Source organism: Clostridioides sp. GD02377 (assembly GCF_045899875.1).
Lineage (GTDB): Bacteria > Bacillota > Clostridia > Peptostreptococcales > Peptostreptococcaceae > Clostridioides > Clostridioides difficile_A.
The window spans coordinates 1-13,999 of sequence record NZ_JBJODA010000019.1; the positions used below are offsets into that span (position 1 = coordinate 1).

The 13,999-nt window shown below is 28.6% G+C and carries 15 protein-coding genes; all 15 read right to left on the reverse strand.

The window, feature by feature from the left end; translation table 11 throughout:
* Window positions 1-38 precede the first annotated feature (38 nt).
* The 15 genes from Q3304_RS16005 to Q3304_RS16075 all read right to left on the reverse strand — a co-directional run bounded on the left by Q3304_RS16005 (window position 39) and on the right by Q3304_RS16075 (window position 13,975).
* Window positions 39-617, reverse strand: a complete 579-nt coding sequence (locus Q3304_RS16005) for a bifunctional precorrin-2 dehydrogenase/sirohydrochlorin ferrochelatase (protein ID WP_054271867.1) — start codon at window positions 615-617, stop codon at window positions 39-41.
* Between the two features lie 152 nt (window positions 618-769).
* Complete coding sequence (gene hemB / locus Q3304_RS16010) at window positions 770-1,735, reverse strand: porphobilinogen synthase (protein ID WP_054271868.1); 966 nt, start codon at window positions 1,733-1,735, stop codon at window positions 770-772.
* A 15-nt stretch (window positions 1,736-1,750) separates the two neighbouring features.
* Complete coding sequence (gene cobA / locus Q3304_RS16015; RefSeq protein WP_054277709.1) at window positions 1,751-3,250, reverse strand: uroporphyrinogen-III C-methyltransferase; 1,500 nt, start codon at window positions 3,248-3,250, stop codon at window positions 1,751-1,753.
* The gene (hemC, locus tag Q3304_RS16020; protein ID WP_074180123.1) at window positions 3,240-4,145 is read right to left on the reverse strand and encodes a hydroxymethylbilane synthase; all 906 of its coding nucleotides are present in this window, start codon (window positions 4,143-4,145) and stop codon (window positions 3,240-3,242) included. Before hemC ends, cobA begins: the two co-directional genes overlap by 11 nt.
* A gap of 30 nt (window positions 4,146-4,175) precedes the next feature.
* Complete coding sequence (locus tag Q3304_RS16025) at window positions 4,176-5,654, reverse strand: cobalt-factor II C(20)-methyltransferase (RefSeq protein ID WP_231301249.1); 1,479 nt, start codon at window positions 5,652-5,654, stop codon at window positions 4,176-4,178.
* 18 nt (window positions 5,655-5,672) lie between these two features.
* Window positions 5,673-6,422: a precorrin-6A reductase gene (gene cobK / locus Q3304_RS16030; RefSeq protein ID WP_054271872.1), complete on the reverse strand. Its 750-nt coding sequence runs from the start codon at window positions 6,420-6,422 to the stop codon at window positions 5,673-5,675.
* Window positions 6,419-7,144: a precorrin-3B C(17)-methyltransferase gene (gene cobJ / locus Q3304_RS16035; RefSeq protein WP_054271873.1), complete on the reverse strand. Its 726-nt coding sequence runs from the start codon at window positions 7,142-7,144 to the stop codon at window positions 6,419-6,421. The genes cobK and cobJ overlap by 4 nt, the downstream gene beginning before the upstream one ends.
* Window positions 7,141-8,262 carry a cobalt-precorrin 5A hydrolase gene (cbiG, locus tag Q3304_RS16040; RefSeq protein ID WP_167640479.1) on the reverse strand — a complete coding sequence of 374 codons (1,122 nt, stop codon included), beginning with the start codon at window positions 8,260-8,262 and terminating at the stop codon, window positions 7,141-7,143. The genes cobJ and cbiG overlap by 4 nt, the downstream gene beginning before the upstream one ends.
* Window positions 8,246-8,998, reverse strand: a complete 753-nt coding sequence (locus Q3304_RS16045; protein WP_074180120.1) for a cobalt-precorrin-4 methyltransferase — start codon at window positions 8,996-8,998, stop codon at window positions 8,246-8,248. The genes cbiG and Q3304_RS16045 overlap by 17 nt, the downstream gene beginning before the upstream one ends.
* The gene (locus Q3304_RS16050) at window positions 8,991-9,566 is read right to left on the reverse strand and encodes a decarboxylating cobalt-precorrin-6B (C(15))-methyltransferase (RefSeq protein WP_054277712.1); all 576 of its coding nucleotides are present in this window, start codon (window positions 9,564-9,566) and stop codon (window positions 8,991-8,993) included. The genes Q3304_RS16045 and Q3304_RS16050 overlap by 8 nt, the downstream gene beginning before the upstream one ends.
* Entirely contained in the window at window positions 9,556-10,164 is a 609-nt protein-coding gene (locus tag Q3304_RS16055) for a cobalt-precorrin-7 (C(5))-methyltransferase (protein ID WP_054277713.1), read from the reverse strand. The genes Q3304_RS16050 and Q3304_RS16055 overlap by 11 nt, the downstream gene beginning before the upstream one ends.
* Window positions 10,161-11,387, reverse strand: a complete 1,227-nt coding sequence (gene cbiD / locus Q3304_RS16060; protein WP_231301253.1) for a cobalt-precorrin-5B (C(1))-methyltransferase CbiD — start codon at window positions 11,385-11,387, stop codon at window positions 10,161-10,163. Before cbiD ends, Q3304_RS16055 begins: the two co-directional genes overlap by 4 nt.
* Window positions 11,388-11,395: 8 nt before the next feature.
* Window positions 11,396-12,028, reverse strand: a complete 633-nt coding sequence (locus tag Q3304_RS16065; protein WP_054271879.1) for a cobalt-precorrin-8 methylmutase — start codon at window positions 12,026-12,028, stop codon at window positions 11,396-11,398.
* Window positions 12,016-12,903: a cobalamin biosynthesis protein gene (locus tag Q3304_RS16070; RefSeq protein WP_407814891.1), complete on the reverse strand. Its 888-nt coding sequence runs from the start codon at window positions 12,901-12,903 to the stop codon at window positions 12,016-12,018. The genes Q3304_RS16065 and Q3304_RS16070 overlap by 13 nt, the downstream gene beginning before the upstream one ends.
* 1 nt (window position 12,904) lies before the next feature.
* Window positions 12,905-13,975, reverse strand: a complete 1,071-nt coding sequence (locus Q3304_RS16075) for a pyridoxal phosphate-dependent aminotransferase (protein WP_407814890.1) — start codon at window positions 13,973-13,975, stop codon at window positions 12,905-12,907.
* Window positions 13,976-13,999: the final 24 nt, after the last annotated feature.

Below are 13,999 nucleotides of genomic sequence, written 5' to 3' on the forward strand. Positions count from 1 at the left end.
ATCCGTCAACACATTTTTAATATTTTTTATTTTATTTTTTATATATCAAGTTTCTTTAACTCTTCTAAATCGAGCGTTATCAACATATTAAGCATATCTTTTCTTTCGCTTTTATCTTCATATTTCTTTATAACTTTTTTTCTAATATCGCCTAATACATTTAAATATTCCTCATAATCTTCAGTATATATCTTTTCAAGCTCCTTTTTTATTTTTGATGATAGTGAAGGACTCTTACCCCCAGTAGATATACTTATAAGTAAATCGCCTCTTTTTATATATGATGGGACAGTAAAATTTGATACCTCTACATTATCAACAACATTTACCAGCTTATTTTCCGCTCTACAATATAATCCTATTTCCATATTCAATTCCCTATTATTTGTTGCAGCAATTATTACAGAAGCATTTTTTATATACTTTTCTCTATAATCATCCTTTATTATCTTTATATCTCCCTCCAAATCATAAAACTTATTTAAAAGTTGTTTAGAAACTATAGTAACACTCTTATTAAAGTTTAAAAAATTTTTACATTTCCTATATGCGACTTCTCCTCCACCAATTATAACTACATCTAGGTCATCTAATTTTAAATTAATAGGATATAGCATTTTATACCTCCAAAATTTATTTAATCACATAAATAAAGTATAGAAATTATAAATTAGTATCTATTCTTATTTAATAAAGCTCTAAATAAAAACACTATAGAATATCTAATTACAATTCCTATACTTTTTATAATTCTTTTTCTTTATAGAATCTATTTTTGTAACAATCTCGCAATATCTTTAGCAAAGTAAGTTATTATTATATCTGCTCCTGCTCTTTTTATAGATGTAATTGATTCAAGAATTACATCTTCATTTAATAAACCTTCTTTTACAGCATACTTAAGCATAGAATATTCTCCACTTACATTATAAGCTGCTAGAGGTAAGTCAAAGTTGTCTTTAACTCTTCTTATGATATCTAAATATGATAATGCAGGTTTAACCATAAGTATGTCTGCACCTTCTAATATATCAAGTTCTGTTTCTATTATAGCTTCATTGCTATTTGCTGGGTCCATTTGATATGTTTTTCTATCTCCAAAAGATGGTGCTGAATGAGCTGCTTCTCTAAAAGGACCATAGAAATTTGAAGCATATTTAACACTATAAGCCATTATTCCTATATTCTCTAATCCATTTTCATCTAAAGCTTCTCTTATCGCTTGTATTCTTCCATCCATCATATCCGATGGAGCTACCATATCTGCTCCAGCTTTAGCATGACTTACAGATATTCTAGCTAAATACTCTAATGATTTATCATTATCAACATAACCAGTATCAGTTAAAATTCCACAATGTCCATGGCTTGTATATTGACACATACAGACATCTGTTATCACATTCATCTCTGGATTTATCTCTTTAACTTTCCTAATTGCCTTTTGAACTATTCCATTATCATTAAAAGCTTGTGAGGCACACTCATCTTTTTCATTTGGCACACCAAACAACATTATATGCTCAATACCTAACTCACTTATTTCTTTTATTTCTTCTTCTAACATGTCTATAGATAAATGATAAACATCTGGTAAAGATTTAATTTCTTCTTTTATATTCTCTCCCTCTACTACAAATAGCGGATATATTAAATCTTCTACATTTACTTTAGTTTCTCTTACTAAGTTTCTTATTGCTTTACTTGCTCTTAATCTTCTTGGTCTTCTTAACATGATAATCCTCCAAAATTAATTTTTTATGATTAAATCTACTAATGAATCTATAGTAGATGTAGTAGCTTCTTTATATAACTTTATTCCTAAGTTATTTATCGTCTCTGTAGTTATAGGTCCAATAGATAGTGTTTTTATTTTGTCTAATAGTTTAATATTCTCTTTTCCTATAATTTCAATTAGATTATTTACTGTTGAGGAACTAGTAAATGTTATATAATCTATATCATTAGAATTTAAAATATCTAATATCTCATCTTTCTTCTCTTCATCTATTACTGTTCTATATGTATGTACTTCTGTTACCTCACAAATATCCTTAAGCTTGTCAACTAGATAATCTCTAGCATTTTCTGCTCTAGGTATAAGTATATTATCACTACTTTTCAAGATAGGCATTAGCTCTTCATATAGTGATTCTGCTACAAATTTTTTAGGTACTATATCAGCTATAATTCCTCTTTTTTTCAATTCATTTGATGTAGCAGAACCTATAGCACATATTTTTAAATTAGATAGTATTCTTAAATCAAAATTCATTTCATATATCTTTTCAAAAAAGATTTCTACAGCATTTTTACTAGTTAATATTAGATAATTATATTTATTTATATTTCTTATTTCATTTTCTAACTTAATATTATTTTGTAGTTTTTCTATCTTTATAGTAGGTATTTCAATTGGATTTCCACCTAAATCCATTATTTTTTCCACTAATACACTATTTTGATTTCTAGACCTAGTTACAGCAATACTTTTTCCAAATAAAGGCTTATTCTCAAAGAAATTTAACTTTTCTCTAAGACCTACAACACTGCCAACTACTATAAGGGTTGGTGGCTTTACTTCTTCTTTAATAGCAGTTTCATAAACATTTTCAAGTGTAGATGTAACAACTCTTTGATTATATCTAGTTGCCCAGCTTATAAGTGCAACTGGTGTATCCTTATCTTTTCCCTCTCTCATTAAGTTTTCACTTATTTTCTTTAAATTTGATATTCCCATTAAAAACACAAGAGTACCTTTATTATTTGCAAGAGCATTCCAATTTAATTCTCCACTATCATCACCCTTCAAATGACCTGTTATTACATGAAAAGATGAAGCATGTTCTCTATGTGTTATAGGTATACCAGCATAACATAAGCCTCCTATAGCAGAAGTTATTCCTGGAACTACTTCAAATTCTATCTCCTCATCTACTAAAGTCTCTGCTTCTTCGCCTCCTCTACCAAATACATAAGGGTCTCCCCCCTTAAGACGAGTAACATATTTTCCTTCTTTAGCCTTTTCTACTATAATTCTATTTATATCTTCCTGTGGCAAAATATGATTACTTGATACCTTTCCTACATATATAAGCTCACAATCAGGCTTAGCTTCTCTTAAGTAACTACTATTTGCTAATCTATCATATACTATTACATCTGACTTTCTTATACACTCTAGACCTTTTAAAGTCATGAGTTTATAATCACCTGGCCCTGCACCTACTAAGTAAACTTTACCCTTCATAATTTTCATACTCCTTCAATACAAGTTTAGCTAGTTTTAAACCTAACTCTCTAGGAGAAGAAATATCCCCCTCCATAGACTTAATTACTACTTTAGTTCCTTCTGAATCTCCATATAGACCAGTAAGATGTATCTTATCTTGGTTTATTTCACAATAAGCAGCCATTGGTATATGACAACTTCCATTAACACCATCCAAAAAACCTCTTTCAGCTAATATTTGGATTTCTGTATTTTCATCTTTTAGTGAATTTACTATTTCTTCTATATTACTATCATTACTTCTTATTTCTATAGCCAAAGCTCCTTGAGCAGGTGCTGGTATAACAACATCAACAGGTAAATAAGAACTTATTTTTTCTTGTAAATTCGCTCTTATTATTCCTGATGCAGCCAACACAATCCCATGCATATTTTCATCTTTTATTTTTCGTATTCTAGTTTCTACATTACCTCTAACTTGTACTATATTTAGGTCAGGTCTTTGCTTTAATAATTGAAATTTTCTTCTTTTACTTCCTGTGCCTATTACTGCTCCATGAGGTAAATCATCTAAGCTTTTATATCCTTCTCTAAGTATTAGAACATCTCTTGGGTCTTCTCTCTTAGGTGTATGAGCAAATTTTAGTCCATCTGCTAAATAAGAGGGCATATCCTTCATACTATGTACTGCTATATCTATTTTTCCATCCAATAGTTGCTGCTCTATTTCTTTAACAAACAATCCTTTATCGCCTATTTTATCTAGGGAAACATTTTGAATCAAATCCCCTTTTGTCTTTATGACTTTAATCTCAAAATTAATATCTGGATACTTCTTTTTTAATTCATTAATTACCCATTCTGTTTGTATAAGTGCTAGATTACTACCCCTAGTTCCAACCACGATATTCATACTAAATCTCCTTTAAAATATTACCTTCATCTATTTTATTTTGTTCTCTTTATTTACTAGTATTGTAGAAAAATAAGATATCTTATCTTCAAGATGTGCCTCTCGTAAATCTTTAAATACAGTTTCACCTTCTTGAGACGAATTACTTACTAAAATAGCATGTTCTATTAGATTATATTTTTCTAGTTTTTTTATTATTTCCTTAAAGTTCTTATAAACTTTCATCAATACTATTGAATTATAATTTTGTAAAGCAAGTTCTATTTTATCATCTTCCATAGTACAAGGAACTATTACTAAGGCTTCCTTATCCATAACTAGTGGGAAATTTTGATTAGATGCTATATTAGAAAATGATGAAATCCCTGGTATAGTTTCTACTTCTATCTCATCTGATATTCTCTCCATTATGTACACATATGTGCTATAAATCATAGGGTCTCCTAATGTTACAAACCCTACGTTTTTTCCATTCTTAACATCTGTAGCAATCTCTTCGGCTACATTGTCCCATGCTATATTCTTTTCATTTCCATCAAAACACATTGGAAAATGTCTAGATTTTATCTCTATTGATTCATTTAAGTATTCTTTAACTATTGATAAAGCTAAGCTATCTCCACCTTTTTTTGATTCTGGAGTATATAAAATATCTAGTTTCTTTAATGTGCTAACTGCTTTCATTGTAAGTAAAGAACTGTCTCCTGGTCCTGCTCCTATACCATAAAACTTAACATTTTCTGCACATTTAGTCGCATGACGAACAAACTTATCTTGTATATAAGGATTTTCACCTAAACCTTTTAGATGTATATTTACATTAAATCCATTCTCTTCTAATATTGTTTTCCAAGAATCTTCTTCATCTCCCGCCATATCATTTATAGCATGGTCACCTGCAACTAACATAAATGGCATTAGATTTACGGTTTTTATATTACCTTCTTTTAATCTTCTTATTACATGCTCTATTTCTGGATAACCTTCAACTGTACCAACATAAGCATTTACTCCATTATCTCTAAGCATATATTCTAATGCTGGATATGCTGAATGTGATTCATGAATAGTCCCATGACCCATAAATACTACTGCTTCATCATTTTTCATATGAGGAATTTGATGTTTAATCGCCTCTACAGATTCTTGATAATCCTCAATATGTGTAAGTAAAGGTCTCCCTAATACAATCTTTTTAAATTTAGATGAGTAGCCTTCTACTTGCTCTTTTAACTTGTTAAATTCTTCTCCACATATAATATGAAGTGTTTGAATTATTACTTCATCATATCCTTGTTCATATATTTTATCTAAAGCTTGTATTGGATTGTCTATCTCTATTCCATCTCTTTTTTTTATTTTATTTATTATCATATTTGATGTATAAGCTCTAAAAAAATCATAGTTTTTTAATGAATTTTTTATTTTATTTTCACACATATCTATTGTCTTTTCTCTCGTTTCATGGTAGCTCGTACCAAAACTCACTACTAATAAGGCCTTCTTCATATGTTCTCCTCCTAAAAATTATACAAGTATGTCTTTAATTTTATTTATATCATTAATTACATTTTCATAGTTAATCGATTCTCGCTTAATAATTATCACTGGTATATTAAAACTTTTACATGCATTTACTTTTTCTAAGAAACCACCTGCTATTCCACTTTCTTTTGTTATAACTAAGTCTATGCCATAATGTTTATACGTTTCTTCGTTTATACACTGGCTAAACGGACCTTTCATAGCTATTATATTGTCTGCATTTAAACCTAATTTTTCACAACTTAGTATAACCTCACTAGTTGGAAGAACTCTAACTACTAAGTTTTTATCGTTTATTTCCTCTACAAATCTATTTAGATTCTTACTTCCTGTTCCTATAAATATATTTTTTCCTATTTTATTTGCTATTTTACAGGCTTCCTCAATTGTATCTACTATAAACTTATTATCATAATTTATTTCTTCAATTAGAGATTTCCTCTCAAATCTTATATATTCTACATTCAACAGTTTTGCACAATACATAGCATTTTTAGATACTTCAACTGCATAAGGATGAGTTGCATCTATTATTTTCACTATATGATTATCTTTTATAAATTTTAGCATCTCCTCCTGTCCGAGTTTTCCTAAAATTATATTATCTGTATGTCGTTGTGCAAGCTCCTTTCCATAATCTGTGGTCACTGAAAGGATATATGGTTGTTTTAGTTCATTTATCTTATCACATATAAATAAACTATCTGAAGTTCCTCCTAAAATCAAAATCATACTGTATAACCTCTTGGAGTTATCATCAACTCATTATCAATATAAGTAGATTTATTTCCGATTATAACCATTGTAGTCATATCAACCTTTTCAAAATCCATATTTTCAAAGGTACATACAAATTTTTCTTCCTTTTCTCTACCTACATCTTTAACCACTCCAACAGGCGTATTCCCACTTTTAAATTCACCCATTATTTTAAATGCTTTACTTAAATGTTCACTTCTTCCTTTACTTCTTGGATTATATAAACAAATTACAAAGTCAGCTTCAGCAGCTAATTTCAACCTTTTTTCAATTACTTCCCATGGAGTCATTAAATCACTTAAACTTATATGACAAAAATCATGCATAATAGGAGCTCCAAGTATAGCTGCTGCACCAATACTTGCAGTAACACCTGGAATCACTTTTACTTTTATATCTTCTTTTTCTTTAGATATTAATTCCAAGATAAGTCCTGCCATTCCATATATTCCAGCATCTCCACTACTTACAACTGCCACTTTTTTTCCTTTCTTCGCTTCCTCTACTGCTTGTTTACATCTATCAACTTCTTGTCTCATACCATTTTGAATTATTTCTTTATTTTGTATAAATTCTTCTATTAAATTTATATAAGTCTTATATCCAACAATAGCCTCAGAATCTTCTATTGCTTTTATTGCCTCTAAAGTCATGGTATCTTTACTTCCTGGACCAATTCCTACAACGTATATCATATTTTTATTCTCCCCACTGAAAAAGTTATTCCTTTATATTTATGTTTTTCAACTATTAAGTTCCCTTTGCTCAAAAGATACGCTACTGGCTCTGCTACTGAATACACTCCCACATTTTTTTTAACAAAATCAGATTTATCAAATAGATTATCAACATTTGATATTTCATCTATTGAAAATGTTTTAAAAGGTATTTGTAGTACTTTTGATAAATCAATGATTGCCTTCTCATCTTTTTTTAGCTCTATACTTCCAATCGTGTTTATTGCTCTTATATCTATATTTTGTTTATTAAGAAATTCTACAAGCGAATTATACATTAGTTCACTATCTGTATTTCTTCTACAGCCAATTCCTATTACTATATCTTTTGGGATTACTCTTATTATTTTTTCATTAATATAATCATTCTCAAACTCATTATCTGTATTTAAATTTTCAACATCTCTAATACAATTTATTTTATGACTTATTATAACTACTTTTTCTATGTACTTATTTAAGAAACTCTCTTTTAACTCATCAATGTTTTGTATAAACTTAAATCCTCTAGTATCAACTTGATACCATTCATCAACATATAAACCAACACATTTATTGTTAACTAACTTAGAATTCACTTCTTTTACATTTTCTCTAAAGTTATCAATGTATGCACTTAGATTTTTTGCTATCATGTCTAATGAAGCCTTTTGATTTACATCAGTGGCTGTTGTTATTACTGGATTAGCATCGATAAGATTACTTATGTAATGTGTTAATTTATTTGCTCCTCCGATATGCCCACTCAATAAGCTTATTACGTTTTTACCTTTCTCATCTAGTACTAAAATTGCTGGGTCACTAAATTTACTCACTATATATGGCGCTATACTTCGTACAACTATACCTGTAGCCATTATAAATACTATGTAATCAAATTTATTAAATATTTCTCCCACAAAATCGCTCAGTTTCTTTTGAACTATATGTACGCAAGTTTCTTGAAGATTTAAATTAATTTCTTTATTTTTTATTTGATATACAACACAATTATCTACTAGAGATTTTATCTTTATAGCTAGATTCTTACCATTTTCTGTGATACAGATTATAGCAATATTACCCTCTATATTCATGTTTAAAATCCTTGTCATATAACTTTGAGTTATTATATTCTTCTCCTAAGAATCTTCCAACCATTATTAAAGCAGTTTTATTTATATTATTTTCTTTAACTTTTATAGCTATGTCACTTAAAGTTCCTTTAACTATTTTTTCATCTGCCCAAGTTGCTTTATATATAACTGCTATAGGAGTATCTTTTGGATATCCACCTTCCAGTAATCTAGACACAACTTTATCAATTTCTTGAACAGATAAAAATATTACCATAGATGTCTGATGCTTAGCATATGATTGTATTGATTCTTTCTCTGGAACTGGGGTTCTTCCTTCCATTCTTGTTATAATTACACTTTGAGAAATTTCTGGAACTGTATATTCAACACCTAAAGATGAAGCTGCTCCTAAAAAAGAACTTACTCCTGGAGTGCAATCATAATCTATATTCAATTTATTTAAGTCCTCTACTTGCTCTCTAATTGAACCATATATAGAAAAATCACCTGTTTGCAGTCTTACAACAGACTTGTTATTTTCTATACCTTCTCTCATGACATCTATTATCTCTTGTAAATCCATATGTGCACTATTATGTATTTGGCAATCTTCTTTACAATATTCCAAAAGTTCAGGATTAACAAGTGAACCTGCATATATTACTACATCTGCATTACTTAATAATTTGTATCCTTTTAATGTTATTAATTCTTTATCTCCAGGCCCTGCTCCTACAAAATGTACTTTATTCATAATCATTTTCCCCTTTTTCACAAGATATTATATATATAGGATTTAGTGGTTTAAAGTATTCACCTTTTCCTAATTTCTCTAGTTTAGAAACATTTAAAACACTTACATCTATTTCTTTAAATCCATATTTTTTAAGTAATTTTAAAGTTTGATTAAAAGTATCCATTATTATAAAATTAGCTACAAGTCTTCCTCCTATAACTAAATTATTTTTAGACCATTCTATTATTTCTTCTAAATTATTCCCTGTCCCACCAAGAAAAATAGACTCAACTTGGGTATTTAATCCTACATCGATTGGAGCATACCCTTTTATTACTTCTATATTTTTTAAGTTAAACTTTTTTATGTTTTTCTCTATAAGTTCTATAGCAACATCATTTTTCTCTATAGATATAACATTTAGATTAGGATAATTATATGCAGCTTCAATACTTACACTTCCTGTACCAGCACCTATATCTATAAAGTTTTTAGCCTTTACTAAATTCAACTTACTTATTGATATTGCTCTAACTTCTTCTTTAGTAATTGGAACTTTCCCTGTTATAAATTCACTATTCTTCATCTAAAATCACCACAACATTCATCTCGAAATTGTCCATTCTTATTATCTCTTCTGGTTTTGCTATTGTTATTTTTTCATTTTCATATGATAAATTTTCTCCTACTACAACAATCTTATTTAAATTTCTATCTATTATTTCTTTACTTATTTGTTTTGGACCTATCTTAGAGTCTGTAACCATACATACTTTTTTATGTGATAGTATATAATCAAAATCTGGTACTTTTCCATGACTACTTGTGATATATACATCATTCATATCAACATATATTTTTGAAAATATATATTGTAATGAACTAATTCCAGAAACCATATTTATTATTTTGTTGTCAATATTCTTAGATAGATACCTACCTATACCATATATTAATGGGTCACCAGAAGCTATTACTGATATTTGCTTTTCTTTATTATTATTTATGTACTCTATAATTTCTCTCAAATTAGAATCTAAGATTATTTTTTCTCCTTCGAAGTTTTTTATAGATTCTAGATTCCTCTTACCACCAATTAATACATCAGAAGTGGAAATTAAGTTTTCACCTTTTTTTGTTATATAGTCCAAATTTCCAGGCCCTAGACCTATTATGTTTATCATATAAAGACCTCCACTAATGCATCTGTATTATCCGATTTACCTAACAATGACTTATCCATTGAAAATATCATCACTTCCACATCAATATCAACTGACTCTTCATTTAAGTATTCCTTTACTCTATCTCTACATTTATTACTCAATATATTATACACCTGTTTATACTCACTATTGTTTATTATATCTACAGCTTCTTCAGATGTTAGGCACTGATTTATTTTATTTAAAAATTCGTATTTAGCTCCCATTAAGGCTAGATTTGCCACTAATATCTCACTTCTAGCATCTGCAACTTTACTATGAGTATTAAAGATACCAGCAGATAGTTTTATAAATTTGCCTATATGACCAGCCATTAATATTTTTTTATACCCTATTCTTTGAGCTTCTTTAATCATATAGCCTACAAAATTACTCGTTCTAACTACATACTTAATATCCAAGTTTAGTTTTTCTCTTATAAACTGTTCTCCATGATTTCCTGGAACCAGTATTATTTTATCTAAGCCTTGTTCTTTTTTCATTTGAAGTTCTATGGACAAGGATTTTTTCCATCCTTCATCACTCATAGGTTCAACAATACCTGTTGTACCTATTATAGATATTCCTCCAACTATACCTAATCTTGGATTAAATGTTTTCTTTGCTACCGTTTCTCCTTGTGGAGCAAAGATTGTTATTTTTAAAACTTTATTATCTCCAAGTATAGATTCAAAATTACTTCCTACAAGCTTTCTTATTTCCTCGTTTATCATTTTAAGTGGAGTAGGATTTATAGCTGGCTTACCAACATCTACACTTAGTCCTTTTTTGGTTACTACTCCAATACCAATTCCACCATAAACTCTAATATATTTATAAAGTTCATTTTGACTCTCACTATTAGTACTTACACTATCAATATCACATAAAGTAAGATAATCTTTATCATTATCGTTTTGGGACACAATTTCAGCTCTTGCATAAATATCCATGGTGTGAGTTGCATCTATGTCATCTCCACCATCTTTTTTTATGGAACATTCCACAAATGTATTAGAAATATTTATATTATCAACCTTTAATGATAATGGTATCCCTTTAGGAGTATCTATATTTATAGTATCAATTTTATTTTTTGTTATCAGCATATATACAGCAGCTTTGGATGCACCTGTTGCACATGAGCCTGTAGTATATCCTCTTCGATATTTTTTACCATCTATATATACATATTCTTCCATACATATACCTACATAGTATATAATATAGCATTTACTATTGCTGCTGCTAAATTACTACCACCTTTTCTACCTTTAGAAATTATATATGGTATGTCTGTTTTTTCAACCTCATCTTTTGATTCTTGTGCCCCTACAAAACCTACAGGAACTCCTATAACTGCATCTAAATCTAATTTACCTTCTGATTTCATCTCCATAACTTTATATAAAGCTGTTGGTGCATTTCCTAAAACAAATATCTTTCTGCCATCTTCTTTAGCTGCAATTTCTACTGCTGCCATAGAACGAGTAATCCCTTTCTCTTTAGCTAATTTTGCTGTTTCTTCGTCTGCTACTAAGCATTTATATTTACATCCTAATACTTCTAGCTTTCTTTTATTTATTCCACTAAGAGCCATATTTGTATCAGTATAAATACTAGCATTATTTTTTAATGCATCTATTATACTATCTACTGCTTCTTCTGATATTTTTAATATGTCTAAGTAATCGAAATCAGCAGTAGTATGTATAGCTCTTTTTATTATTTTTTCTTCGATATTATTCTTAAATCTATAATCTGGTCTAATCTCATCTATTATTTCTTGTATTAATTCAAAACTTTTTTCTTCTATTTTCATAGGATTCTTTATGTATTGCATTCTATTTCCCCCTTAATTCCTCCATTTATTATGTTCAATGTATAAATCTTATTATAAACAGAATCTATATTAGATTCACATAATACATCTATTATCTTTTTATCATCCATAAACTTATCAATTAAGATGCCTATTACTGTACCACTGTGAGCAATGTTTACTCCATATGCTCCACATTTTTTTGATATTTTTATTATTTCACTTAGGTACTCTTTTTTCTCTATATTTTCATTTGCTAAACTACTTAAAGTACAAGCCTCTCCAACTAGGGATAAGTTATCACTTTTTAATCCCTCTTCTAGAATAGCAAATGACCTTTTTATGATTTCTCTATTTTCTATTTTTAAGGTATTGTAATCTTTCCTCAGCCTAATTTTCATAGTATCTAACATTTTGTTTGGTTCAAGTATTATAACTTTTGCATTGGTTAGATTCCCTAAATATTTTATAACAGTTCCACTTAAGGGATTAAATATGCTATTTTTATCTATAAATATAGAATCTGTTGGTTCTATTTCTGCTGCTAATTTACAAATCTCTTCACTACTTAAATCTTTATCTATCAATGACAATGTTGCCTTTATAGTAGCTCCTATATCAGCAGTCGAACTTGCCATTCCCTTTCCAACAGGTATGTTACTGTCTATATTCAGAGAAATATTTTTAGTATATTTTTTAGGTAGATTAAACTTTTCAAATACTTTCTCAATTGCTAGTCTTGACTTACGTCTACCTAAGTTTATATCTATTAATTTTTCTTCAATATACACCTTGGAATACATATCTATTGCATATGAGCATAGATATTCTTCATCATCAATTATTCCTTGTACAAACTCTCCACAAGATGCTGGGCACATTCCATAAGATTTCATTCTAATCACCCAATAAACCTTTTATATTTTCTATAAGAATTTTATTATCTTCATGAGATTTTATAGCTACTCTTATAAAACTATCATCTAGTCCTACAAAGTTAGATGCATCTCTAACCAATAAATTTCCTTGCTTAAATAAATCTTTTTTCAATTCTCTAGATGTTTTTTTATAAATTTTTATCAAAATAAAATTAGCATCTGTATCATAGACTTTTATATTTTTTACGTTTCTCAACTCTTGTAATATGTATTTTCTTTCTTTTATGTAATATTCTTTACTCTTTCTAATATACTCTTTATCTTCAAAAATAAAATCAGATAGTATGTCTGCAAAAGAATTTATAGTCCATGGCTCTTTGTATTCATAAATTTTGTCCATAATGTTAGTATTGCTTGTAATACCATATCCTAACCTTAAGCCAGGCATACCAAAAAACTTAGTCACAGCTTTAATTATGAATATGTTTTTGTTTGATTCTATATATTTGACTAAGCTATACTCATTTTCATCTTCAACAAACTCCATAAAAGTTTCATCAACTATTAACATCTTATTATACTGACCTAATAAATAAACAAGCTCCTTTAAGTCTTGAACATTTCCACTAGGATTATTAGGATTACATATAAATAAGCTATCGAATTTTTCAATGTTATTTTTTATTATATCTATATCAAATTTAAAATTATTTTCTGAATCTAACTCTAAATCTATAATATCTAGATTGTTTAACTTAGCACTTCTTCTATATTCTGAAAATGTAGGATTTATTATAGCTAATCTTTTTTTAAGACTCTTCATAAGCAAATAAATCACTTCTGTAGCACCATTTCCAGGTATTATAAAGTTCGGATTTATATCTATATATTTTGATATATTCTCTCTCAAATTTGTATAGTTTATGTCTGGATAATTCCTACACTCCTTTAATCCTTTTAAAATGTATTTTTCTAAATTTGGCAATACATTTGGATTTATATTTGAGCTAAAATCTATTATTTCTTTTGGGTCTTTCCCATACAATTCAGCCATTTCATCCACATTGGCACCATGCCCTAAATCCTTCATCTATGTCCCCCTTAAGTTCGCAAA

Bases quoted from the DNA above. Each gene is read 5' to 3' on its own strand.
- Q3304_RS16005 (WP_054271867.1), bottom strand. From the start codon at position 617: ATGCTATATCCTATTAATTTAAAATTAGATGACCTAGATGTAGTTATA.
- cbiD (WP_231301253.1), bottom strand. From the start codon at position 11,387: ATGGAAGAATATGTATATATAGATGGTAAAAAATATCGAAGAGGATAT.
- cobK (WP_054271872.1), bottom strand. From the start codon at position 6,422: ATGATTTTGATTTTAGGAGGAACTTCAGATAGTTTATTTATATGTGAT.
- hemB (WP_054271868.1), bottom strand. From the start codon at position 1,735: ATGTTAAGAAGACCAAGAAGATTAAGAGCAAGTAAAGCAATAAGAAAC.
- Q3304_RS16045 (WP_074180120.1), bottom strand. From the start codon at position 8,998: ATGAATAAAGTACATTTTGTAGGAGCAGGGCCTGGAGATAAAGAATTA.
- Q3304_RS16070 (WP_407814891.1), bottom strand. From the start codon at position 12,903: ATGAAATCTTATGGAATGTGCCCAGCATCTTGTGGAGAGTTTGTACAA.
- Q3304_RS16065 (WP_054271879.1), bottom strand. From the start codon at position 12,028: ATGCAATACATAAAGAATCCTATGAAAATAGAAGAAAAAAGTTTTGAA.
- Q3304_RS16075 (WP_407814890.1), bottom strand. From the start codon at position 13,975: ATGAAGGATTTAGGGCATGGTGCCAATGTGGATGAAATGGCTGAATTG.
- Q3304_RS16055 (WP_054277713.1), bottom strand. From the start codon at position 10,164: ATGATAAACATAATAGGTCTAGGGCCTGGAAATTTGGACTATATAACA.
- cobA (WP_054277709.1), bottom strand. From the start codon at position 3,250: ATGAAGGGTAAAGTTTACTTAGTAGGTGCAGGGCCAGGTGATTATAAA.
- cobJ (WP_054271873.1), bottom strand. From the start codon at position 7,144: ATGATATACGTTGTAGGAATTGGTCCAGGAAGTAAAGATACCATGACT.
- Q3304_RS16025 (WP_231301249.1), bottom strand. From the start codon at position 5,654: ATGAAGAAGGCCTTATTAGTAGTGAGTTTTGGTACGAGCTACCATGAA.
- Q3304_RS16050 (WP_054277712.1), bottom strand. From the start codon at position 9,566: ATGAAGAATAGTGAATTTATAACAGGGAAAGTTCCAATTACTAAAGAA.
- cbiG (WP_167640479.1), bottom strand. From the start codon at position 8,262: ATGAATATAGAGGGTAATATTGCTATAATCTGTATCACAGAAAATGGT.
- hemC (WP_074180123.1), bottom strand. From the start codon at position 4,145: ATGAATATCGTGGTTGGAACTAGGGGTAGTAATCTAGCACTTATACAA.